Below are 22,409 nucleotides of genomic sequence, written 5' to 3' on the forward strand. Positions count from 1 at the left end.
GTTCCGGCACCTCCCTTTAACCACGAAAAAATAATCAACGATGACTCAATCCAGCTATAACGCTGATGCCATTGAAGTACTCAGCGGTCTAGAACCAGTGCGCCGTCGTCCCGGCATGTATACCGACACGACGCGCCCAAACCACCTCGGCCAAGAGGTGATCGATAACAGCGTCGACGAAGCGTTGGCCGGTCACGCCAAGCGTATCGACGTGATTCTGCACGCCGATCAGTCGCTGGAAGTGATCGACGACGGCCGCGGCATGCCGGTGGACATCCACCCGGAAGAGGGCGTGCCGGCGGTTGAGTTGATCCTGTGCCGGCTGCACGCCGGCGGTAAATTCTCGAATAAAAACTACCAGTTCTCCGGCGGCCTGCACGGCGTTGGGATCTCGGTGGTCAACGCCCTGTCGAAGCGGGTGGAAGTCAACGTGCGCCGCGACGGCAACGTCTACGGCATCGCCTTCGAAAACGGCGACAAGGTGCAAGATCTGACGGTGACCGGCACCTGCGGCAAACGCAATACCGGCACCAGCGTGCACTTCTGGCCGGACGAACAGTTCTTCGACAGCCCGCGCTTCTCGGTATCGCGCCTGACTCACCTGCTGAAAGCCAAGGCGGTGCTGTGCCCCGGCGTCGAGATCTATTTCATCGACAAGGTGAACAACACCGAACAGCGCTGGTGCTACCAGGACGGTCTGACCGACTACCTGATGGAAGCGGTCAACGGCCTGATTACCCTGCCGGAAGCGCCGTTCGTCGGTAATTTCGCCGGTGACACCGAAGCGGTGGACTGGGCGCTGCTGTGGCTGCCGGAAGGCGGCGAGCTGCTGACCGAAAGCTACGTCAACCTGATCCCGACCATGCAGGGCGGCACCCACGTCAACGGCCTGCGCCAGGGGCTGCTGGACGCGATGCGCGAGTTCTGCGAATTCCGCAATATTCTGCCGCGCGGCGTGAAGCTGTCGGCGGAGGATATCTGGGATCGCTGCGCCTACGTGCTGTCGGTGAAGATGCAGGATCCGCAGTTCGCCGGGCAGACCAAAGAGCGTCTCTCCTCGCGCCAGTGCGCGGCCTTCGTTTCCGGCGTGGTGAAAGACGCCTTCAGCCTGTGGCTGAACCAGAACGTTCAGGCGGCGGAACAGCTGGCCGAGCTGGCGATCTCCAGCGCCCAGCGCCGTCTGCGCGCCGCCAAGAAAGTGGTGCGCAAGAAGCTGACCAGCGGGCCGGCGCTGCCGGGCAAGCTGGCGGACTGCACCTCGCAGGATCTGGCCATGACCGAACTGTTCCTGGTGGAAGGGGACTCGGCGGGCGGATCGGCCAAGCAGGCGCGCGATCGCGAATATCAGGCGATCATGCCGCTCAAGGGCAAGATCCTGAATACCTGGGAAGTCTCCTCGGACGAAGTGCTGGCCTCGCAGGAAGTGCACGACATTTCCGTGGCGATCGGCATCGATCCGGACAGCGAAGATCTCAGCCAGCTGCGCTACGGTAAAATCTGCATCCTGGCGGATGCGGACTCCGACGGCCTGCACATCGCCACGCTGCTGTGCGCGCTGTTCGTGCGCCACTTCCGTTCGCTGGTGAAAGGCGGCCATGTCTATGTCGCCATGCCGCCGCTGTACCGTATCGATCTCGGTAAAGAGGTGTTCTACGCGCTGGATGAAGAAGAGAAAGCCGGCGTGCTGGAACAGCTGAAGCGCAAGAAGGGCAAGCCGAACGTACAGCGCTTTAAAGGGCTGGGCGAGATGAACCCGCTGCAGCTGCGCGAAACCACCCTCGATCCGAACACTCGCCGTCTGGTGCAACTGACGGTGGCAGAGGATGACGTCGATCAGACGCTGGCGGTGATGGACATGCTGTTGGCCAAGAAGCGTTCGGAAGATCGCCGCAACTGGCTGCAAGACAAGGGCGACATGGCCGAACTGGCGGTCTGAGCCTGACCCTGGCCCGGTGAAACGCTGGGCCTGCTTTCCCGCAGGGCGTTGCATGCGGCGCCCGTCAACCTGGGGCGAACCGCGTGAAGATCACCCTTGAAGAGCTGCTGGCGTTCACGGCGGTGGTCGACAGCGGTTCGGTCACCGCCGCCGCCGATCGGCTCGGCCAAACCACCTCCGGCGTCAGCCGCGCACTCAGCCGTCTGGAAACGAAGCTCGACGCTACGCTCTTGCGCCGCACCACGCGTCGCCTGAGCCTGACCGAAGAAGGGCAGAGCTTCCTGGCGCCTGCGCGAGAAATCCTGCGTTCGGTAGATCAGGCCGAAGAACTCATGGCGCTGCGGCGCCGGCTGCCCGCCGGTCGGCTGCGGGTCAACGCCGCCGCCCCTTTCATGGCGCACGTGCTGGTGCCGATGGTGGCGGAGTTCCGCCGCCGTTATCCGCAGATTGAGCTGGAGCTGGACACCGACGATCGCAATATCGACCTGCTGGAGAAACGCGCCGACATCGCGATCCGCATCGGCGCGCTGCGCGACTCTACGCTGCACGCGCGCCTGCTGGGCAACAGCCGGTTGCGCATTCTCGCCAGCCCGGATTACCTGCAACGGCATGGCGAACCGCGCGGCGTGGAAGATCTGCACCGCCATTGCCTGTTGGGATTCACCTATCCGGAGTCGCTGAACCAGTGGCCGCTACGCCACCGGCAGGCGCGGCATTTCGCCATCGAACCGACGATCTCGGCCTCCAGCGGGGAGACGCTGCGTGAATTGGCGCTGCGCGGGGCGGGCATTGTCCAACTGGCGGACTTTATGACGCGACGCGATCGGGAAGCGGGCAGGCTGGTGCCGCTGTTGGTGCGGGAGACGCTGGACGTGCGTCAACCGATCCACGCGGTGTATTACCACGACGCCCAGCTGGCAGCGCGCCTCACCTGTTTTCTCGACTACGTCAGCGCCCGCCTTGAGGGAGAACCGCCAGAGGCCGCAGAGGGCCTCTGAGGGGATTACAGCGCGTTTTCCAGCACGTAGATCTCGGTACCCAGCACGTAGTCCTTGATGGTCTCGCGGTGCTTGAGCATATGGTCGATCTGCAGGTGTTTTTCCAGATGCGCCTGGCTTTGCCATTTTTCCAGCATAAACACCGAGTCCGGCGACAGTTTCTGCCAGGGGGCCTGGGTGTGGCTGTCTACCATCGGCGTGTATTCGCCGCAGCCTTCTTCCGCCAGCACCAGTGGCACCAGTTTTTCAATGGCTTGTAACACGGTGGCGCGGTGGCCGGGTTTGACTTTGATTTCTGCGATTACGGTGATCATCATTACCTCGTTGGTTAAGCCCTTCGCTGCCAGTTAAGCAAAAATTTCCGCCAGATGCTCGCGATAACGTACGATGTCCGTTTCGATATCCGGTTGTTTTATCACGTCATTGCAGATAAAGGTTGGCAAGGCTTCCATCCCCAGGAACTGGTTGGCCTTGTGGAAGTGCAGGTAAACGCCGTCGACGCCGACGCCGTGGAAGAACTGGTTCGGATCGGTGAAAGCCTCGAGCGGGGCGTTCCAGGTCAGGCTCAGCAGGTATTTTTTTCCCTGAATCAGGCCGCCGGAACCGTACTTCTTGCCGGCGTCGGAGCGGGTGCGGCCATCGCTGGCGTACAGGCTGCCGTGGCCGGCGGTGAACACTTCGTCGATGTATTTTTTCAGGATCCACGGCTCGCCCATCCACCAACCCGGCATCTGATAGATGACCGCATCGGCCCACAGGTATTTCTGCACCTCGGCCTCGATGTCATAGCCGTCGTCGACCACCGTGACCTGCACATCGTGCTGCAGATCGCGCAGGAAGCTTTCCGCCACGTCGCTCAGGGTTTGGTTGAGTTCGCCGTTGGAATGGCCGAATTGCTTTTTAGCGTTGATAATCAGGATATTGCTCATCTTTTGCGGCTCCCGTCAGAGTTAAGATAGATGCCGTTTTCCGCTGCGGTGCGCAAAAACAGCTTGCTGAACGAGAGTGTAATCGTTGGCCAGGCAAGTAAAAACGTGACGGCAGGCACAACAGTGTTGATTATTAATCAACAATCACGGTGGAATTTTGCCTAAACGCTCCGGCGACAGCGCCTTCGGCCGGCGATCCTTGCGCCAACTGTGACAGCCACCCCGCAGATGGGTTACTATCGCGGGCAGAATCGACAAGCGATGCCTTATTGTCGTCCAGGGATTGCCAAGCCACGGTCTGAGGATAATTGAGTAATGAGTGATCTGACTCATGACGGTGTAGAGCGTTTACCGCTGCACACATTCACTGAAAACGCCTATCTGAACTATTCCATGTACGTCATCATGGATCGGGCGTTGCCGTACATTGGCGACGGCTTGAAACCGGTACAACGCCGCATCATCTACGCCATGTCTGAGCTGGGGTTGAACAACAGCGCCAAATTCAAGAAATCCGCCCGTACCGTGGGCGACGTGCTGGGTAAATACCACCCGCACGGCGACATCGCGTGTTATGAAGCCATGGTGCTGATGGCGCAGCCGTTCTCGTACCGCTATCCGCTGGTGGACGGCCAGGGGAACTGGGGGGCGCCGGACGATCCCAAGTCGTTTGCGGCGATGCGTTATACCGAATCGCGCCTCTCCAAATACGCCGAAGTGCTGCTGGCCGAGCTGGGGCAGGGCACCGTCGACTGGATCCCGAACTTTGATGGTACGCTGCAAGAGCCGAAGATGTTGCCGGCGCGCCTGCCGAATATCCTGCTGAACGGCACCACCGGCATCGCCGTCGGCATGGCGACCGACATTCCGCCGCACAACGTGCGCGAAGTCGCGGCGGCGGCGGTGGCGCTGCTCGACAAGCCGGGCGCCTCGCTCGATGACCTGCTCGAATTCGTGCAGGGGCCGGACTTCCCGACCGAAGCCGAGATCATCACCCCGCGCGATGAAATCCGCAAAATTTACCAGAGCGGCCGCGGCTCGGTGCGCATGCGCGCCGTGTGGAAGAAAGAAGACGGCAGCGCGGTGATCACCGCCTTGCCGCACCAGGTGTCCGGCGCCAAGGTGCTGGAGCAGATCGCCAGCCAGATGCGCGCCAAGAAGCTGCCGATGGTCGAAGATCTGCGCGATGAATCCGACCACGAAAACCCGACGCGTCTGGTGATCGTGCCGCGCTCCAACCGTATCGATCTGGAACAGGTGATGAACCACCTGTTCGCCACCACCGATCTGGAGCGCAGCTACCGCATCAACATGAACATGATCGGTCTGGATAACCGCCCGCAGGTCAAAGGGCTGGTGGAGATCCTCACCGAATGGCTGGCCTACCGTCGCGACACGGTGCGCCGCCGCCTGAACTACCGCCTCGAGAAAGTGCTGAAACGCCTGCATATCCTCGAAGGTTTGCTGGTGGCGTTCCTCAACATCGACGAGGTGATCCACATCATCCGCAGCGAGGATGAACCGAAGCCGGTGCTGATGCAGCGTTTCGGCATCTCCGACACCCAGGCGGAAGCGATCCTCGAGCTGAAACTGCGTCACCTGGCCAAGCTGGAAGAGGTCAAGATCCGCGGCGAGCAGGATGAGCTGGCGAAAGAGCGCGATCAGCTGCAGGCGCTACTGGCGTCCGAGCGCAAGCTGAACACGCTGATTAAGAAAGAGATCCAGGCCGACGCGCAGACCTACGGCGACGATCGCCGTTCGCCGCTGACCGAGCGTGCGGAAGCCAAGGCGATGAGCGAGCACGACTTCGTGCCGTCCGAGCCGGTGACCATCGTGCTGTCGGAAATGGGCTGGGTGCGCAGCGCCAAGGGCCACGACATCGATCCGACCGGGTTGAGCTACAAGGCCGGCGACAGTTTCCGCGGCGCGGCGCGCGGCAAGAGCAACCAGCCGGTGGTGTTCATCGACTCTACCGGGCGCAGCTATGCGCTCGATCCGATGACGCTGCCGTCGGCGCGCGGGCAGGGCGAGCCGTTGACCGGCAAGCTGACGCCGCCGCCGGGCGCCACCATTGAGCAGGTGCTGATGGCGGCCGACGATCAGAAGCTGCTGATGGCGTCCGACGCCGGTTACGGCTTCGTCTGTACCTTTAACGATCTGGTGGCGCGCAACCGCGCCGGCAAGGTGATGATCACGCTGCCGGACAACGCCAGAGCGCTGCCGCCGATGGAGATCCACGGCGCAGACGACATGCTGCTGTCGATCACCGCCGCCGGGCGCATGCTGATGTTCCCGGTTGCCGATCTGCCGCAGCTGTCGAAGGGCAAAGGCAACAAGATCGTCTCCATTCCGGCAGCCCAGGCGGCGGCCGGTGAAGACAAGCTGGCCTGGCTGTTCGTGCTGCCGCCGCAGGCGTCCGTCACGCTGCACGTCGGCAAACGCAAGCTGACGCTGCGGCCGGAAGATCTGCAGAAGTTCCGTGCAGAGCGCGGTCGCAAGGGCACCCAGCTGCCGCGCGGACTGCAGCGTATCGATCGCGTTGAAGTGGATGCGCCGGTGCGGGCGTCGGGCGGCGACAGCGAAGAGTAAGCGTTGGCGCTAGCGTTAACGGGCGGTCGCAGCATGCTGTGGCCGCCTTATTTATTTTTGCTGGCGTTTATTTTCCAAATAGTTAACATTTCTGCGCATAAAATTATTGTGCGTATTGCCGGCTGGCGGGAAAATAGCGAGAAAGGCAGGCGACATCGGCGTGCTTATCGCCTGGCCGGCAAATAATGAGTAAAGGAATCTGCGCAGCGAAGTAAACTGCGTTGGCAGTGTGCTAATGAGGTTGTTATGTTATTGATTTTGCGTGCCGTTCTCGCCACTCTTTTCTGTATTCTGGTGTGTATTTTCGGTTCTGTTTATTGCTTGTTCAGCCCGCGCAATCCCCGCCATGTGGCGACCTTCGGCCACCTTTTCGGCCGCCTGTCGACGCTGTTCGGCATCAAGGTTGAAACCCGCGTGCCGGCCGATGCGGCCAACAACGGCAACTGCATCTATATCGCTAACCACCAAAATAACTACGACATGGTGACGGCCTCGAATATCGTGCAGCCGCGCACCGTGACCGTCGGTAAAAAAAGTCTGGTGTGGATCCCGTTTTTCGGCCCGCTGTATTGGCTGACCGGTAATCTGCTGATAGATCGTGATAATCGCGCCAAGGCGCACGGCACCATCGCCCAGGTGGCGGAGCAGTTCAAAAAGAAAGACATTTCGATCTGGATGTTCCCGGAAGGGACCCGCAGCCGCGGTCGCGGGCTGATGCCGTTTAAAACCGGCGCGTTCCACGCGGCCATCGCCGCCGGCGTGCCGATTGTGCCGATCTGCGTATCGACCACCAGCGGTAATATAAATCTTAATCGCTGGAATAACGGTCATGTGATCGTCGAGATGTTGGCGCCGGTGGATACCAGCAAATACGGCAAAGAAAACGTGCGCGAGCTGGCGGCCCATTGCCGCGAGCTGATGGAGGCTAAGATCGCCGAATTGGACGCCGAAGTCGCCCAGCGCAACGCCGCCAAAAAATAAGAGTCTACCGGCTTCAAAGAATACGTTTTTAATTGGCGTTCAGCGCCGTTAACGCCTGAGCGCCTGCTAATCTTGATTGGCGGGCGTTTGGGTTTTGCACACGGTTTAGTTATTGCTTTTCATGGAGAAAATATGTCACTCAGTCGACGTCAGTTTTTACAGGCATCGGGCCTGGCGCTGTGCGCGAGCGCCGTGCCGCTGAGGGCAGAGGCGAGCGGAACGCAGACCCCATTACCCATTCCGCCGCTGCTGGAGTCTCGCCGCGGTCAGCCGCTGTTCCTGACCCTGCAGCGCGCCCACTGGGCGTTTATGGATAACCGCAAAGCGGCGGTGTGGGGCGTCAACGGCATGTATTTGGGGCCGACGGTGCGGGTTTACAGCGGTGACGACGTCAAGCTGATCTACAGCAACCGCCTGCAGGAGCCGGTGGCGATGACCGTCAGCGGGTTGCAGGTGCCGGGCACGCTGATGGGCGGCGCGCCGCGCATGATGTCGCCGAACGTCGACTGGTCGCCGGTGCTGCCTATTCGTCAGGCGGCAGCCACCTGCTGGTACCACGCCAACACGCCGAACCGCATGGCGCCGCACGTTTACAACGGGCTGGCCGGGCTGTGGCTGGTGGAAGATGCCGTCAGCAAAGCGCTGCCGCTGCCCAACCACTACGGCGTCGACGATTTCCCGCTGATCATTCAGGACAAGCGCTTCGATAACTTCGGCACGCCGCAATACGATGCGCCGTCGCAGGGCGGCTTCGTCGGCGATACGCTGTTGGTCAACGGCGTGCAAAACCCGTATGTCGAGGTGTCGCGCGGCTGGGTGCGTTTGCGCCTGCTTAACGCCTCCAACGCGCGCCGCTATACCCTGCAGCTCAGCGACGGGCGCCCATTCAACGTGATCGCCAGCGATCAGGGCTTCCTGCCCGCGCCGGTCGCGGTGCAGCAGCTGTCGCTGGCGCCGGGCGAACGCCGGGAAGTGCTGATCGACATGTCGAAGGGCGACGAGGTGACCATCACCGCCGGTGAAGCGGCGGGCATCATGGATCGCCTGCGCGGCCTGTTCGAGCCGTCGAGCATTCTGGTGTCCACCCAGGTGCTGACGCTGCGCCCGACCGGCCTGCTGCCGCTGGTGACCGACAACCTGCCGATGCGCCTGCTGGCGGATCAGCTGTTGGACGGCAGCGCCAGCCGCACCCGCGATTTCCGCCTGGGCGACGGCGGCGTTGGCATCAACGGCGCGATTTGGGATATGAACCGCATCGACGTGCAGGCGCAGCAAGGCACCTGGGAACGCTGGAACATTCATGCGGATACGCCGCAGTCGTTCCATATTCAGGGCGTGCAGTTCCTGATCAAACGCGTCAACGGCGCGCAGCCGATGGCGGAAGATCGCGGCTGGAAGGACACCGTCTGGGTCGATGGCGACGTCGAGCTGCTGGTGTATTTCAACCAACCTACCTCCGAACACTTCCCGTTCCTATATTACAGCCAGACGCTGGAAATGGCCGATCGCGGCACCGCCGGCCAGCTGATGGTGCAGCCGACGATGTAATCTGCGCTGCGGGCCGCTTACGGCGCCCGCAGCATCTCCAAAAAGGCCTGCACCACCGGTGTGACGCTGTCGGCGCGGTAAACCGCATACAGATCCGCCGGCGGCGCCTGTTGCAGCGAGCAAAAGCGGACGCCGGGCCACGGAATGCGGCCGTAGCTGTCCGGCAGCAGCGTAATGCCGCAGCCTTCCGCCACCAGCGCCAGCAGGGTTTGCGGCTCGTTGACCTGATAAGCGACGTCCGGCAGGAATCCTTGCTGCAGACACAGATTGTGCAGATACAGCCCCAGGCTGGCCTCATGCGGCGGCAGCACGATGAAGCTATCGTTCTGCAGCGCCGCCAGCGGGATGTTTTCCTGCTGCGCCAGCGGATGATCGAGCGGCAGCACCACGGCGATGCTTTCGCTCGCCAACCGTTGGCAGGTCAACCCCGGCAGCGTCTGCTGCTGCGCCTCTCGCCAGACCCCGATATCGATATGCCGCTTTTGCAGCGCGGCGATTTGCTGGCTGGGCGTCAGCTCGTTCAACGACCAGGTGACGCCGGCGCTTTGCTCGCTGAACCGCCGCAGCGCCGCGATCAGGCCGCCCCAGGCCGAGGTGCCGACCATGCCGACCACCATGTGGCCGCCTTCGCCGCGCCCCATCTGTTGCACCTGATGCAGCGCGCTGTCGGCCTGATCCAGCAGCCGCTCGACGTTGCGCAGCAGCGTGCGGCCGGCCGGCGTCAGCGTCATGGAGCGGGTGGTGCGTTTGAACAGCACCACGCCGAGCTGGTTCTCCAGCTCCTTGATGTGCTTGCTGAGCGGCGGCTGTGACATATTCAGCCGCCGAGCCGCCTGGGTGAAGTTCATCTCTTCCGCCACTACGCGGAAATAGTGCAGCAGGCGGAAGTTAATCCGGCCGGGATCGGGCAGGGCATGGGGCTGATTCATCCGGGATATCGTCTCCTTGTGACGCAGCTCAACTTATAGGTAAATGGAATAAATCGGCCGCCAAGAATGTATTGGTCTCGGCTGAGCCTCGCTCTCTACTATGGGGATTATTATCCCCCGCTGAAAGAGAGAATACGATGTTTAATCAAGAAGATGCTTTTACCTGCGCCGATGTCGTCCGCGCACGCCTGCCGGGGTTCCAGCCGAAAGCGGCCTTGATTCTCGGCTCCGGGCTCGGCGCCCTGGCGGAGGTGATGACCGAAACCGTCACCATCGACTACGCGGAGCTGCCGGGCTTTCCGGTGAGCGGCGTCGCCGGCCATGCCGGGCAGCTGGTCGCCGGCAAGCTGGAGGGCGTACCGGTATTGTGCATGAAAGGGCGCGGTCATTTCTATGAAGGGCGCGGCATGCAGGTGATGACCACCGCGGTGCGCACCTTCAAACTGCTGGGCTGCGAATTCCTGCTGGCGACCAACGCCGCCGGTTCGCTGCGCCGCTCGGTGGCGCCGGGCAGCCTGGTGGCCATTACCGATCACATCAACTTCATGCCGGAATCGCCGCTGGTCGGCGCCAACGACGAGCGCTTCGGGCCGCGCTTCTTCAGCCTGGCAAACGCCTACGATCGCGATCTGCGCGCCCAACTGGCGGCGGTGGCCGAAAGCGCGGGCATCCCGCTGGCGGAAGGGGTATTCGCCGCCTACACCGGGCCGAATTTCGAAACGCCGGCGGAGATCCGCATGATGCAGACCCTGGGCTGCGACGTGGTGGGGATGTCGATCGTGCCGGAAGTCCTGACGGCGCGCCACTGCGGCCTCAAGGTGCTGGTGGTATCCGCGATGACCAACTACGCCGAAGGGCTGTCGGATACGCCGCTTTCCCATGAACAAACGCTCAGCTGCGCGGCGCTGGCGGCGGACGATTTCATGCGCCTGATCCGCGAGCTGTTCAAAACGCTGTAATAGCGCAAGCAAACCGGCGGCGGGCTGCAGGGGGCCTGCCGCATCAATCATCGTTGAAAGCATAATAACAAGGTGATGGCGATGGCGATAAAAACACGATTGAAAGTCATGATTTTCCTGCAGTTCTTTATCTGGGGTGCCTGGCTGGTGACGCTGGGCTCCTACATGATCAACACGCTGCATTTCAGCGGCATGCAGGTGGGGATGGTTTACAGCGCCAAAGGCATCGCTGCGCTGATCATGCCGGGGCTGGCGGGCATCATTGCCGATCGGTGGATGAAGGCCAACTCTCTGTATGCGCTTTGCCACCTGCTCGGGGCGCTGGCGCTGTACTGCGCGGCGCAGGTCGAGCAACCGATGCTGATGTTCTGGGTGATGCTGTTCAACGCCATGGTCTATATGCCGACCATCGCGCTCTCCAACGCCATTTCCTATTTTTGCCTCGAGAAGCACGGCTTTGACACGGTGAAGGACTTTCCGCCGGTGCGGGTGTACGGCACGGTGGGGTTCATTCTGGCGATGTGGCTGGTCGGCTTTAGCCAAATCGAGCTCAGCAATCTGCAGCTGTACCTGGCTTCTGCGGCGTCGCTGCTGCTGTCGGCCTATTCGCTGACGCTGCCGCGCTGCCCGACCAACCGCGCGGCCGAGTCAAAGAGCTGGGTGAGCGTGCTGGGGCTGGATGCGCTGGTGCTGTTCCGCCAGCGGCGCATGGCGCTGTTTTTCCTGTTCGCCATGTTGCTTGGGGCGGCGCTGCAGATAACCAATACCTTCGGCAACCCGTTCCTGCACGATCTGTCGCTCAATCCGCTGTATCAGGACAGCCTCAGCGTCCGGTATCCGGCGGTGCTGCTGTCGCTGTCGCAGATCTCTGAAGTGTTCTTTATCCTCACCATTCCCTTCTTCCTGCGCCGTTACGGCATCAAGCAGGTGATGCTGATCAGCATGGCGGCCTGGGCGCTGCGTTTCCTGTTCCTGGCGTACGGCACGCCGGTCGGCTTTGGTTTCGTTCTGCTGCTGCTGTCGATGATCGTCTACGGCTGTGCGTTCGACTTCTTTAATATCTCCGGCGCGATCTTCGTCGAGAAAGAGGCCGATCACCGCATCCGCGCCAGCGCGCAGGGGCTGTTCATGACCATGGTGAACGGGTTGGGCGCCTATCTCGGGGCGCTCGCCAGCGGCGAGGTGGTGGACTTCTTCAGCCATGACGGCGTGAAAGACTGGCAGAGCATCTGGCTGGTGTTTGCGCTGTATACGCTGGTGCTGGGGATCGTGTTCGCGTTGAGCTTCAACTACCGCCACTCGCCGCAGAAGAGCGCGGTGGCGGCGCAGTAAGGCTGGGGGCGCAGCCTGGCTGCGCCCTGAAACGTCAGGCCTGCGGGAAGCGCTGTTGCAACTGCTGCCAGTCCGGCGGATTGGCGGCCCCGAGGCTGGCCACCACGCAAGCGGCGACCCGGTTGGCCAGATCGACCGCCTGCGGCAGCGGCCAGCCGGCGGACAGGCCCGCCAGTAAACCGGCGCAGTGGGCATCGCCCGCGCCGATGGTGTCGACCACGTCTACCGGATAGGCGGGAACGTGCAGCGGCGGCGTGCGGCCGTCGCAGATCCATGCGCCGTCGCGATCCAGGCGGCAGATCAGCGTCAGGTTGCGGGCGGCGGCATAGCGCTGCGCGGCCTCTACGGCGTCGCCGGCGCCGCACAGCGCGGCCACTTCGTCGCGGTTGAGCGTCAATAGGGTGTGGCTGTCGCTGAGCATGGCGAAGAAATCTTCACTGAGCTGAGCGATGCGCGGGCCGGGATCGATCAGGCGCGGTTGGTCGAACGGCATGCGCGTCAGCCACTCGCGCAGCGCTTCGCCGCTTTCGCCCGCCAGCTCGTAGCCGCTGGCGTAGATCAGGGTGTGCTCCGTCAGCGGCAGCGTCGCCAGCTGCGCTTTATTCCATTGGCTTTCGCAGCCGGAAACCGTGATGAAGGTGCGTTCGCCGTCCGGCTCCACCAGCGCCAGGCACCAGCCGTTGTCCATCTGGCCGTGGCGCAACAGCACCTCCAGCCCCAGCTCGCCCATGGCGGCTTCGGCAGCCGCGCCCCATTCGCCGTTGCCAACCGGCATGCCGTTAATCACCGGCGTTTCCAGGCGCACCAGCGCGCGCGCCACGTTGAACGCGCAGCCGCCGATTTGCCGCGCCTGCGGCTGGGCTTCGATATCTTCGCCGCTGGTCGGCAGGCGCGGCAGCGTCATCACCAGATCGCCGACCGCGCCCCCAATAACCAGGACAGGTGTTACAGCTTCCCACTCACTCATTGATGTTCTCTGCGTTGGGTCAGGTACAGACCGTAAGCGATCAGACTCACCGCGAACGACACAAACAGCCCCAGGCTGGAATCGGCGAACAAGCCTTTGGCCAGCGGGCCGTCGATAAAACCGGTTTTGGTGACCAGCAGGCCGCACAGGGCGCCGAGGAACCAGCAGAACAGCGGGGCTTTGCGCACGCCGCGGTTCTGGCCATGCAGGCCGTACAAAGCGTTGCCATCATACCCGTGGCGGCGGCGCAGGCACAGGTAATCGAGCAGGAAAATCGCCTCCCAGGCCGCCAGGAAGACGCCGCAGAACACCAGGAAGGAGATGAATGGCCCCATGAAATCGCCGGAGATGAACAGCACATACAGGGCGATGCCCAGCACTACGGCCGCGTCGATCGACACCGCCAGCCACTGTTTGACCTGCACGCCGATGGTCAGCAGGTTAAGGCTGGCGGAATACAGGCTGAGCACCGCGATGGTGACGATGCCGGCGGTGGCGGCCAGCAGATAAGGGATCGCCATCCAGGCGGGCAGCACGGAGCCTATCAGCGCGATGGGGTTGGCGGCGCTGGCCAGATCGGGCAGCTGCACGGAAAGCAGGATGCCGGCCAGCATCAGCAGCATCAGCGGCAAACAGGCGCCGCCCATTACCGCGGCGAAAATGCTTTTGCTCGACGAGCTCGGGCTTTGATAGCGGCTGTAATCGGCGCCGGCAATCGCCCAGCTGATGCCGGTGCCGGCGGCGATCACCGATACTGCCGGCAGGAAGCCGGTCAACCAGCTGCCGGAAGGCAGCGCCAGCACCTGGCTCCACTCGGTGTTGAACAGGATATAGAGCACCACGATCAGCGTCATGGTGCCGAAGATGCGGCTGAACCAGCTTTGCATCCAGACCACGGTATTTTGCCCCAGCAGGCTGACGACGACAGTGAGCCCGCCGAACAGCAGCAGGCTGAGCGCGGTCAGCAGGTGGCTGCTACCCAACCCGAAGGCCTCGAACAGCGCCGCCAGCGTCAGGGTGCCGGTGATCACATTGACCGCTTCCCAGCCCATCAGGTTGATCCAACTGAACAGGGTGGGCGCCACGTTGCCCTTCAGGCCGAAAATCACCCGTGAGAGCGTCAGCGTAGAGGTGCGCCCGCGCTTGCCGGCGAAGCTGGTGAGGCCGACCAGCACGAAGCTGGCGACGCCGACCAGCGCGGCGAGTACCGATTGCAGGAAGGATAAGCCGAAGCCGACGATAATGGCGCCGTACACCACGCCGAGAATGCCGATATTGGCCGCCGACCAGATCCAAAACAGCTCGATGGGCTTGCCGGTCTGTTCCGCGTCCGGCACCCGATCGATACCGGTGCTTTCTACCTTCCATGCTTCATTGCGATTGATATCGGTCATAGCAAATGATCCCTGTAGCGCAGGGCCGCGAGGGCCGCCGCAGTTGACTGAAAATCGATTCCGTTGGCGCGGTTGACGCCGGCTATTCCGTTGTCGGTGAAGACGCCGATTCCGCGCAGTGTGTAGCGGCTGAGACCGCCGGGTCTGTCAAAATGAGGGCGGTATCCGCCTTATCGGGTGAGGCACGTCGGCCGCACGGCGCCAATGAGTGTAGTCAAAGAGTGGGTCTGCAGCGGGGTTTGGCGAAGCGGGAACGTTTCTATTTGCCGACATCGATCCGTTGCGCCCACCGCAAGGGGATCCTGTGATGTGGCTATGAGCAGTGAGCAAGCTATCCATTAGCTACGTTGCTTATTCTCGGCCGTTTGTGCTGACAGTATATCCCCGCTACCGGCCATGAAGGGTATCCTTTAGGGCTGGCAGCGGGTTTTTTATTGTTTTTAAAGTGGGTCCCTGGTGTTGGTGCGATTGATGTATCAACATCAATAAGCACAGATTACGCGCGATCTAGATCCAATGAAAGTCCATTAGGCAAAAATTGTGATGCCACTCTGAAAACATTAGCGATATTTTAGTTAAGGTGAGGGGCTTATCGCCGGATCGGCGATAGGATAAAAAACGAAATCCAGACAAATGGCATAGGTAAGAGGGCGGGCGAATGACGGATTTTATGGCCTGGCTGCGTGGCCATCTGGCGCAGGGGGCGGTAGCGCCGCGTTATATTCAGCTGGCGACGGCGATAGAAACCGCAATCAGGCAACAGGTGTTGGCGGCGGAGGCGTTTTTGCCGCCGGAACGGCAGATGGCGGAAGGCCTGGGGCTGTCGCGCGTCACCGTCAGCAAGGCGATGAAGCTGCTGGAGGAGAAGGGGCTGATTTCGCGGCAGCAGGGCGTTGGCACCCGCGTGGCGATGCGCATCGGCTATTCCCTCGATAAGGACAGCGGTTTCACCGCTCAGGCGCTGCGCCACGGCAGCAGCGTCAGTAACCGATGGTTGCTGCGCACCCGGGTCGGCGCGCCGGCCAAGGCCGCGGCGGCGCTGGGGCTGGCGGAGGGGGATGAGGTGATCAAACTGCGGCGTTTGCGCTTGCTGAACGGCAGCCCGGTCTCGCTGGAAACCACCTATATTCCGCCGCGCTTCCTGCCCGAACCGGGGCAGCTGGAACATTCGCTGTATGCGTTATGGCAATCGCGCGGCATCGTGCCTGAAGATAAACACTTTCTGCTGAAGGCGGTGTCCTGCAGCGACGAGGTCGCCGAGCTGCTCAACGTGCCGTGCGGCGCGCCGTTGTTGCACATCACCCAGACCAGCCGCAATGCCCAGGGCGAGGCGCTGGAGTTCAGCGATATCCTGTGTCGCAGCGACGTTTATGAATTCGAAGTGAACGGTTAGCGAAATAACCATGCTCTTTTTGCTGCTAGTGCGTATAATCGCCGCCCGGCGATTAATTAACCTGTAAAAAGAGCAGCAGAATGAGCACCACCAGCCTGATCCAACCCGATCGTGAACTGTTTTCCTATAAGCCTTATTGGGCTGAATGTTTTGGCACCGCGCCGTTTTTACCGATGTCGCGAGCAGAGATGGATCAACTGGGCTGGGACAGCTGCGACGTGATCATCATCAGCGGCGACGCCTATGTCGATCACCCGAGCTTCGGCATGGCGATCATCGGCCGCATGCTGGAAGCGCAGGGCTTCCGCGTCGGCATCATCGCGCAGCCGGACTGGAGCAACAAAGAAGATTTCATGCGGTTGGGGAAACCGAACCTGTTCTTCGGCATCACCGCCGGCAACATGGACTCGATGATCAACCGCTATACCGCCGATCGCAAACTGCGCCACGACGATGCTTACACCGCCGGCAACGTCGGCGGCAAACGCCCGGATCGCGCTACCCTGGTTTACAGCCAGCGTTGTAAAGAAGCCTACAAAGACGTGCCGATCGTGCTGGGCGGCATCGAAGCCAGCCTGCGCCGCATCGCCCACTACGATTACTGGTCTGATACCGTGCGCCGCTCGGTGCTGGTGGATTCCAAAGCCGACATGCTGATCTACGGCAACGGCGAACGCCCGCTGGTGGAAGTGGCACATCGCCTGGCCGCCGGCGAGAAGATCGGCGACATCCACGATATTCGCAATACCGCGGTGATGCGCAAAGAAGCGCTGCCGGGCTGGAGCGGCGTGGATTCCACCCGTCTCGACAAGCCGGGCCGCATCGAAGCTATCCCGAACCCGTACGGCGACGATCTGCCGTGCGCCGACGGCGCCAAGCCGAAAGAGCCTGAAGCCAAGCCTGTCACCGTGCGCGCCGCCAAGCCGAAGCCGTGGGAGAAGACCTACGTGCTGCTGCCGTCCTTCGAGAAAGTGAAGGGCGACAAGGTGCTGTATGCGCACACCTCGCGCATTTTGCACCATGAAACCAACCCGGGCTGCGCCCGTGCGCTGATGCAGAAACACGGCGATCGCTACGTGTGGATCAACCCGCCGGCGATCCCGCTGACCACGCCGGAGATGGACAGCGTCTTCGCGCTGCCTTATCAGCGCGTACCGCATCCGTCCTACGGCCAGGATCGCATTCCGGCCTATGACATGATCCGTTTCTCGGTGAACATCATGCGCGGTTGCTACGGCGGCTGCTCGTTCTGTTCGATCACCGAGCACGAAGGGCGCATCATCCAGAGCCGTTCGGAAGATTCGATCGTTCGCGAAATCGAAGAGATCCGCGACAAGGTGCCGGGCTTTACCGGCGTGATCTCCGATCTCGGCGGCCCGACCGCCAACATGTATATGCTGCGCTGCACCAACCCGCGCGCCGAGCAGACCTGCCGCCGCGCCTCGTGCGTGTATCCGGAGATTTGCACCTACATGGACACCAACCACGAGCCGACCATCAAACTGTATCGCCGTGCGCGTTCGCTGGAGGGCATCAAGAAGATCCTGATCGCTTCCGGGGTTCGTTACGATCTGGCGGTGGAAGATCCGCGTTATATCAAGGAGCTGGCGACCCACCACGTCGGCGGCTACCTGAAGATCGCGCCGGAGCACACCGAAGAAGGGCCGCTGTCGAAGATGATGAAGCCGGGCATGGGCAGCTACGATCGCTTCAAGCAGCTGTTTGATCACTATTCGAAGCAGGCGGGCAAAGAGCAGTACCTGATCCCGTACTTCATCTCGTCGCACCCGGGCACCCGCGATGAAGACATGGTGAACCTGGCGCTGTGGCTGAAGAAGAACCGTTTCCGCCTCGATCAGGTGCAAAACTTCTATCCTTCGCCGATGGCCAACTCCACCACCATGTATTACAGCGGCAAAAACCCGCTGAGCAAGGTGGGGTACAAGAGCGAAGACGTGGTGGTGCCGCGCGGCGATCGCCAGCGTCGCCTGCATAAGGCGCTGCTGCGTTACCACGACCCGGCCAACTGGGCGCTGATCCGCACCGCGCTGGAAGAGATGGGGCTGAAGCACCTGATCGGCAGCCGCCGTGAGTGTCTGGTGCCGGCGCCAAGCATCGACGAGCAGCGCGAAGCGAAACGCCTGCAGCGCCATACCCGGCCGGCGCTGACCAAACATACCGATATCAATCGGCAGCGCACGCCGTCCAACCGGCCGCCGCGCAAACCGATTCGCAAAGCCAAGCCGTAACGGCGACGCCGCGTGCGCAAACAAAAAGGAGAACCCTCGGGTTCTCCTTTTTACTTTTGCTCATCACAAACTATCGTAGGCGGCTTCCACTTTCATCAAATGGCGCGGCGCCTGCGGAGCGGGATGGTATTTGCGCACGTGCCAGTTAAAGGCTTCCGGCGACAGGTTGTTGATCATCGCGATGGCCTGCTGACGGTTGCTGGAGAAGGTGCGCAGCAGCGCGCCGGTGCCGTTGACGTAGGCGATGATGGTGGCGTAGCGCAGCGTAACAGGGTTCGTGATCCCTTTAAGCTGCTGTTTTTGCAAGGTGGCCAGGTAGGCGGCGCCGAGATCGATATTGGTGTCGGGATCCCGCAGGTCGTCAGCGTCCGGGCAGCCGCGTTTGCCTTTGTAGCGGTAGGCATCGCAGCCGGCGGTATCGGCTTTCAGCTGCATCAGGCCGATAGCGTTGGACTTGCTCACCGCCGCGGGGTTGAAGCCGGACTCCACCTGGATCATGGCGGTGATCAGCTTGGCGTCCACACCGTATTCGCTGGCGGCGTCTTTAATGGCGCTATCGAAAGCGTGGCGATCGTAGCTGATACGCTGTTTCTTGCCGGCGCAACCCGCCAGCACCAGCATGACGCAAAGCATGCCCAGTCGTAACCCGTGTGAGAAAGAGAATTTCATGGTGCTCCGTGCTTGTCTGTTTTTTAACGGCGTTAACCGGCGGGCGAGGCCTCCGGCGTCGTCATCATAACGTCAGGCGGCGCAAGGGAGCAATGCGCGGGAGGAAAAGCCCCCTCCGACGGGAGAGGGCTTGGGGAGGGGTTACAGGGTATCCGGATCCGGCCCGAGGCGGTTGCCGACGTCCAGCTTGGCGATCTCGCCCAGTTCGTCCTTATCGAGTTTGAAATCAAACACCTCGAAGTTTTCGCGGATGCGCGACGGCGTGACCGATTTCGGGATCACGATAAGGCCGCTGTCCAGGTGCCAGCGCACCACGATCTGCGCCGGGGTTTTCTCGTATTTCTCGGCCAGCGCCTTGATCAGCGGCTGGTCGAACACCCCTTCACCACCCTGCGCCAGCGGGCTCCAGGATTCGGTGGCGATATGGTGCGTGGCGTTCCAGGCGCGCAGCTGGCGCTGTTGCAGCAGCGGGTGTAGCTCTATCTGGTTGACGACCGGCGCCACGTTGGTTTCATCCAGCAGGCGCTGCAGGTGCGGCGTATGGAAGTTGCATACGCCGATGCTTTTGACCAGGCCTTGATCGCGCAGCTTGATCAGTTCGCGCCAGGCGGAGACGTATTGATCTTGCTGCGGGCGCGGCCAGTGGATCAGGTACAGATCCACATAGTCCAGCCTGAGTTTTTCCAAACTGGTTTCCAGCGCCGCCAGTGGATCGCCCTGATCGTCGTTCCACAGCTTGGTGGTGATGAACAGCTCGCTGCGCGGCAGCGAACTGGACTGCAGTGCGGCGCCGACGCCTTCCTCGTTCTTGTAGATCGCGGCGGTGTCGATGGAGCGGTAACCGATCTCCAGCGCTTTGCTCACCGCGCGGGTGGTCTCTTCAATACTCGCCTGCCAAACGCCGAGACCCAACTGCGGCATCAGATTACCATCGTGGAGTTTGATGATGGGTTGTTGCGTTGTCATGCGCATCTCCTTGTGTACGGATTGCGGCGCCTGCGGCACCGAAACGGCTATAGATAAATTCTAGTTGGCAAAATGGGCGGTTGCCGGGTTTGCCAGCCTAATTTCAGCGGTGGCGGGAGGGTGACTTTCTCCCCGCTCTCCCTGCGAATGAGCGGTAAGACGGGTGGTGCGAAACGATCGGCGGCGCGCGGAGGCGCCCGACGGCACCCGGTGATCGGCCGGGCGCCGGATGCGGCGAAAAATGGCTGGCGGAGACTAAAGCCTAGCAAAAAATCGCCGTTTTGCGATTAACGCGCCGCTTCGTAAATGCGGCGGCTGACGTCCAGGGTGATGTCCTGATGCTCGCCCAGGGCGGTCATGCCGTGCTGATGCAGCTTGTCGAGCAGCGCCGGAATGCTGCTGCCGTCGAGCTGATAATCCGCCATGCGGGTCGGTACACCCATCTGCTCGAAGAAGGCGCGAGTGGCGGCGATGGCGCCGTCGATGCGGCTATCTTCGCTGCCTTCGCGCAGGCCCCAGACGCGGTCAGCGTACTGCAGCAGTTTTTCGCGCTTCTGCGCTTTCTTCTCGTGCAGCAGCGCCGGCAGTACGATGGCCAGCGTTTGCGCGTGGTCGAGATCGTGCATGGCGGTCAGCTCGTGGCCCAGCATGTGGGTCGCCCAGTCCTGCGGCACCCCGGCGCCGATCAGGCCGTTCAGCGCCATGGTGGCACTCCACATCACGTTGGCGCGTACTCCATAGTTTTCCGGTTCGGCCAGCGCGCGCGGGCCGTCTTCCAGCAGGGTCAGCAGCAGGCCTTCGGCGAAGCGATCCTGCACTTTGGCGTCCACCGGGTAGGTCAGATACTGCTCCAGGGTGTGCACGAAGGCGTCGACCACGCCGTTGGCGATCTGGCGCGGCGGCAGCGAGTAGGTCACCACCGGATCCAACACGGCGAAGCGCGGCTGCACCAGCGGCGAGAAGAAGTGCTGCTTGTCGCCGCTGCTTTTACGGGTGATCACCGCGCCGCTGTTGGATTCGGAACCGGTGGCCGGCAGCGTCAGCACGCAGCCCATCGGCACCGCGTCGGCGATGTGGCTGCCGACGGTCTGCAGGATATGCCAGGCGTCGCCGTCGGCGGTGTAACGCGCGGCGGCGGCGATGAACTTGGTGCCGTCAACCACCGAACCGCCGCCGACCGCCAGCAGGAAATCGATGTTTTCCGCCTTCACCACTTCGACCGCTTTCATCAGCGTTTCGTAGGTCGGGTTCGGCTCGATGCCGGAGAACTCCCGCACGTCGCGGCCGGCCAGCGCGCTGTACACCTGATCCAGCACGCCGTTTTTCTTCACGCTGCCGCCACCGTAGGTGATCAGGATGCGTGCGTCCGCCGGGATCTGTCCGGCCACTTCGGCAATTTGGTCCTTGCCGAACAGGATTTTGGTTGGGGTATGCAGAATGAAGTTTTGCATGGATGATTTCTCTCTTTCTGTCAGGCGGGCGCCAAAGTGGCGCAAAGGTTTCTGGCCCGTATTGTCAGGAACCTGGCGGCAACGCACAATGCACATTCCTGTTTGGTTCTTGCCTATTCCTACAAGTCACTGTAGAAATAGCGAGTTTTAAATTATTATTTATGCCGAATCGTTCTGACTGTAAGAGGGTGTTTCCGTGATTGAAATCGATGCGCAGCGCAGCCGCATGGCGCGCCAGGCGATGGCTATCGCCACCGGCAACGGCTACACGCCGTCACCGGTGCCGCGGGTAAAGATCCTGTATGTCGATCGCCACAGCCCGCGCCAACCGGTGATGTACGAGCCGGGGATCGTGATCGTCTTTCAGGGGCACAAGGTGGGCTATTGCGGCAACAAGATGTTCCAGTACGATCCGCGCAACTACCTGCTGATGACGGTGCCGCTGCCGTTCGAATGCGAAACCTTCGCCAGCCCGGAACTGCCGCTGGTTGGGTTGGCGGTCAATATCGATACCCAAATGCTGCAGGACTTGCTGATCGACATCGGCGACGACGACTACCTGATGCAACCGCGGGCAGAGAGCAACGGGGTGAACCTGGCCGAGCTGACGGAAGAGCTGCTGTGCGCCACCGAACGCCTGCTGGACGTGATGGCCAAGCCGCTCGATGCCCGGGTGCTGGGGCCGCAGATCGTGCGCGAAATCCTTTACTACGTGCTGCGCGGCACCTGCGGCGCGTCGCTGCAGGAGCTGGTCAACCGGCATACCCACTTCAGCCAGATCGCCAAGGCGCTGCGGCGCATAGAAAATCAATATGCTGACAACCTCAACGTCGAGCAGTTGGCCAGCGAGGTCAACATGAGCGTCTCGGCGTTCCACCACAACTTCAAGGCGGTGACCAACACCTCGCCGCTGCAATACGTGAAGTCGTACCGGCTGCATAAGGCGCGCTTGTTGATGGTGCATGACGGCCTGAAGGCCAGCACGGCGGCGATCCGCGTCGGCTACGAGAGCGCGTCGCAGTTCAGCCGTGAATTCAAGCGCCTGTTCGGCATGACGCCGAGCGATGAAATCGCCCGGCTGCGCGACGCCAACCCGCTGCTGCTGGAGGGCTGAACCGC

18 protein-coding genes are annotated in these 22,409 nt (G+C 61.8%); 10 read left to right on the forward strand and 8 right to left on the reverse strand.

Annotation, left to right across the window (positions count from 1 at the left end; translation table 11 throughout):
- Positions 1–40: 40 nt before the first annotated feature.
- Both parE and AWX27_RS20740 read left to right on the forward strand, forming a co-directional pair.
- Positions 41–1,936 carry a DNA topoisomerase IV subunit B gene (gene parE / locus AWX27_RS20735; protein ID WP_025304305.1) on the forward strand — a complete coding sequence of 632 codons (1,896 nt, stop codon included), beginning with the start codon at positions 41–43 and terminating at the stop codon, positions 1,934–1,936.
- An 83-nt stretch (positions 1,937–2,019) separates the two neighbouring features.
- Complete coding sequence (locus AWX27_RS20740) at positions 2,020–2,934, forward strand: LysR substrate-binding domain-containing protein (RefSeq protein WP_060424765.1); 915 nt, start codon at positions 2,020–2,022, stop codon at positions 2,932–2,934.
- Positions 2,935–2,939: 5 nt separating this feature from the next.
- On the opposite strand, the gene AWX27_RS20745 is transcribed toward AWX27_RS20740, so the two are convergent.
- Positions 2,940–3,248 (reverse strand): putative quinol monooxygenase, encoded by a 309-nt coding sequence (locus AWX27_RS20745; protein ID WP_033638602.1) that lies wholly within the window; start codon positions 3,246–3,248, stop codon positions 2,940–2,942.
- Between the two features lie 33 nt (positions 3,249–3,281).
- Entirely contained in the window at positions 3,282–3,863 is a 582-nt protein-coding gene (locus AWX27_RS20750) for an NAD(P)H-dependent oxidoreductase (RefSeq protein WP_060424767.1), read from the reverse strand.
- Positions 3,864–4,178: 315 nt separating this feature from the next.
- Between AWX27_RS20750 and parC the strand changes: the two genes are divergently transcribed.
- From parC to ftsP, 3 genes are all read left to right on the forward strand, one after another.
- Entirely contained in the window at positions 4,179–6,452 is a 2,274-nt protein-coding gene (gene parC / locus AWX27_RS20755) for a DNA topoisomerase IV subunit A (RefSeq protein WP_060424769.1), read from the forward strand.
- Between the two features lie 246 nt (positions 6,453–6,698).
- The gene (locus AWX27_RS20760; protein WP_004937266.1) at positions 6,699–7,433 is read left to right on the forward strand and encodes a 1-acylglycerol-3-phosphate O-acyltransferase; all 735 of its coding nucleotides are present in this window, start codon (positions 6,699–6,701) and stop codon (positions 7,431–7,433) included.
- Between the two features lie 132 nt (positions 7,434–7,565).
- Positions 7,566–8,981, forward strand: coding sequence for a cell division protein FtsP (gene ftsP / locus AWX27_RS20765; protein WP_049198460.1), 1,416 nt, complete (start codon positions 7,566–7,568; stop codon positions 8,979–8,981).
- 17 nt (positions 8,982–8,998) lie between these two features.
- On the opposite strand, the gene AWX27_RS20770 is transcribed toward ftsP, so the two are convergent.
- On the reverse strand, positions 8,999–9,910 hold the full coding sequence (locus AWX27_RS20770; RefSeq protein ID WP_060424772.1) for a LysR family transcriptional regulator: 912 nt from the start codon (positions 9,908–9,910) through the stop codon (positions 8,999–9,001).
- A gap of 137 nt (positions 9,911–10,047) precedes the next feature.
- Between AWX27_RS20770 and xapA the strand changes: the two genes are divergently transcribed.
- Together xapA and AWX27_RS20780 are read left to right on the forward strand one after the other, a co-directional pair.
- Positions 10,048–10,869: a xanthosine phosphorylase gene (gene xapA, locus AWX27_RS20775; RefSeq protein WP_047729825.1), complete on the forward strand. Its 822-nt coding sequence runs from the start codon at positions 10,048–10,050 to the stop codon at positions 10,867–10,869.
- 81 nt (positions 10,870–10,950) lie between these two features.
- Positions 10,951–12,201: a nucleoside permease gene (locus tag AWX27_RS20780; protein ID WP_060424793.1), complete on the forward strand. Its 1,251-nt coding sequence runs from the start codon at positions 10,951–10,953 to the stop codon at positions 12,199–12,201.
- A 34-nt stretch (positions 12,202–12,235) separates the two neighbouring features.
- Here AWX27_RS20780 and AWX27_RS20785 read toward each other — a convergent pair whose 3' ends face one another.
- Entirely contained in the window at positions 12,236–13,168 is a 933-nt protein-coding gene (locus tag AWX27_RS20785; protein ID WP_060424774.1) for a PfkB family carbohydrate kinase, read from the reverse strand.
- Positions 13,165–14,562: a purine-cytosine permease family protein gene (locus tag AWX27_RS20790; protein ID WP_049296251.1), complete on the reverse strand. Its 1,398-nt coding sequence runs from the start codon at positions 14,560–14,562 to the stop codon at positions 13,165–13,167. The genes AWX27_RS20785 and AWX27_RS20790 overlap by 4 nt, the downstream gene beginning before the upstream one ends.
- A 658-nt stretch (positions 14,563–15,220) precedes the next feature.
- Between AWX27_RS20790 and AWX27_RS20795 the strand changes: the two genes are divergently transcribed.
- On the forward strand, positions 15,221–15,955 hold the full coding sequence (locus AWX27_RS20795) for a GntR family transcriptional regulator (protein WP_060424777.1): 735 nt from the start codon (positions 15,221–15,223) through the stop codon (positions 15,953–15,955).
- Between the two features lie 80 nt (positions 15,956–16,035).
- The gene (locus AWX27_RS20800; RefSeq protein ID WP_060424780.1) at positions 16,036–18,204 is read left to right on the forward strand and encodes a YgiQ family radical SAM protein; all 2,169 of its coding nucleotides are present in this window, start codon (positions 16,036–16,038) and stop codon (positions 18,202–18,204) included.
- Between the two features lie 63 nt (positions 18,205–18,267).
- On the opposite strand, the gene AWX27_RS20805 is transcribed toward AWX27_RS20800, so the two are convergent.
- The 3 genes from AWX27_RS20805 to yqhD all read right to left on the reverse strand — a co-directional run bounded on the left by AWX27_RS20805 (position 18,268) and on the right by yqhD (position 21,290).
- The gene (locus AWX27_RS20805) at positions 18,268–18,873 is read right to left on the reverse strand and encodes a transglycosylase SLT domain-containing protein (protein ID WP_060424782.1); all 606 of its coding nucleotides are present in this window, start codon (positions 18,871–18,873) and stop codon (positions 18,268–18,270) included.
- 141 nt (positions 18,874–19,014) lie between these two features.
- Positions 19,015–19,839 (reverse strand): 2,5-didehydrogluconate reductase DkgA, encoded by an 825-nt coding sequence (dkgA, locus tag AWX27_RS20810; RefSeq protein WP_060424784.1) that lies wholly within the window; start codon positions 19,837–19,839, stop codon positions 19,015–19,017.
- Between the two features lie 287 nt (positions 19,840–20,126).
- Entirely contained in the window at positions 20,127–21,290 is a 1,164-nt protein-coding gene (gene yqhD / locus AWX27_RS20815; protein ID WP_049196195.1) for an alcohol dehydrogenase, read from the reverse strand.
- Between the two features lie 226 nt (positions 21,291–21,516).
- Between yqhD and AWX27_RS20820 the strand changes: the two genes are divergently transcribed.
- Positions 21,517–22,404: an AraC family transcriptional regulator gene (locus AWX27_RS20820; RefSeq protein WP_194243114.1), complete on the forward strand. Its 888-nt coding sequence runs from the start codon at positions 21,517–21,519 to the stop codon at positions 22,402–22,404.
- The last annotated feature ends 5 nt before the right edge of the window (positions 22,405–22,409 follow it).

The organism is Serratia sp. 2880STDY5682894 (assembly GCF_001537385.1).
GTDB lineage: Bacteria > Pseudomonadota > Gammaproteobacteria > Enterobacterales > Enterobacteriaceae > Serratia > Serratia nevei.

What these genes read in the sequence shown, in the direction of transcription:
- parE (WP_025304305.1), top strand. Translation starts at nt 41, where the DNA reads ATGACTCAATCCAGCTATAACGCTGATGCCATTGAAGTACTCAGCGGT.
- AWX27_RS20745 (WP_033638602.1), bottom strand. Translation starts at nt 3,248, where the DNA reads ATGATCACCGTAATCGCAGAAATCAAAGTCAAACCCGGCCACCGCGCC.
- AWX27_RS20750 (WP_060424767.1), bottom strand. Translation starts at nt 3,863, where the DNA reads ATGAGCAATATCCTGATTATCAACGCTAAAAAGCAATTCGGCCATTCC.
- parC (WP_060424769.1), top strand. Translation starts at nt 4,179, where the DNA reads ATGAGTGATCTGACTCATGACGGTGTAGAGCGTTTACCGCTGCACACA.
- AWX27_RS20760 (WP_004937266.1), top strand. Translation starts at nt 6,699, where the DNA reads ATGTTATTGATTTTGCGTGCCGTTCTCGCCACTCTTTTCTGTATTCTG.
- ftsP (WP_049198460.1), top strand. Translation starts at nt 7,566, where the DNA reads ATGTCACTCAGTCGACGTCAGTTTTTACAGGCATCGGGCCTGGCGCTG.
- AWX27_RS20770 (WP_060424772.1), bottom strand. Translation starts at nt 9,910, where the DNA reads ATGAATCAGCCCCATGCCCTGCCCGATCCCGGCCGGATTAACTTCCGC.
- xapA (WP_047729825.1), top strand. Translation starts at nt 10,048, where the DNA reads ATGTTTAATCAAGAAGATGCTTTTACCTGCGCCGATGTCGTCCGCGCA.
- AWX27_RS20780 (WP_060424793.1), top strand. Translation starts at nt 10,951, where the DNA reads ATGGCGATAAAAACACGATTGAAAGTCATGATTTTCCTGCAGTTCTTT.
- AWX27_RS20785 (WP_060424774.1), bottom strand. Translation starts at nt 13,168, where the DNA reads ATGAGTGAGTGGGAAGCTGTAACACCTGTCCTGGTTATTGGGGGCGCG.
- AWX27_RS20790 (WP_049296251.1), bottom strand. Translation starts at nt 14,562, where the DNA reads ATGACCGATATCAATCGCAATGAAGCATGGAAGGTAGAAAGCACCGGT.
- AWX27_RS20795 (WP_060424777.1), top strand. Translation starts at nt 15,221, where the DNA reads ATGACGGATTTTATGGCCTGGCTGCGTGGCCATCTGGCGCAGGGGGCG.
- AWX27_RS20800 (WP_060424780.1), top strand. Translation starts at nt 16,036, where the DNA reads ATGAGCACCACCAGCCTGATCCAACCCGATCGTGAACTGTTTTCCTAT.
- AWX27_RS20805 (WP_060424782.1), bottom strand. Translation starts at nt 18,873, where the DNA reads ATGAAATTCTCTTTCTCACACGGGTTACGACTGGGCATGCTTTGCGTC.
- dkgA (WP_060424784.1), bottom strand. Translation starts at nt 19,839, where the DNA reads ATGACAACGCAACAACCCATCATCAAACTCCACGATGGTAATCTGATG.
- yqhD (WP_049196195.1), bottom strand. Translation starts at nt 21,290, where the DNA reads ATGCAAAACTTCATTCTGCATACCCCAACCAAAATCCTGTTCGGCAAG.
- AWX27_RS20820 (WP_194243114.1), top strand. Translation starts at nt 21,517, where the DNA reads ATGGCGCGCCAGGCGATGGCTATCGCCACCGGCAACGGCTACACGCCG.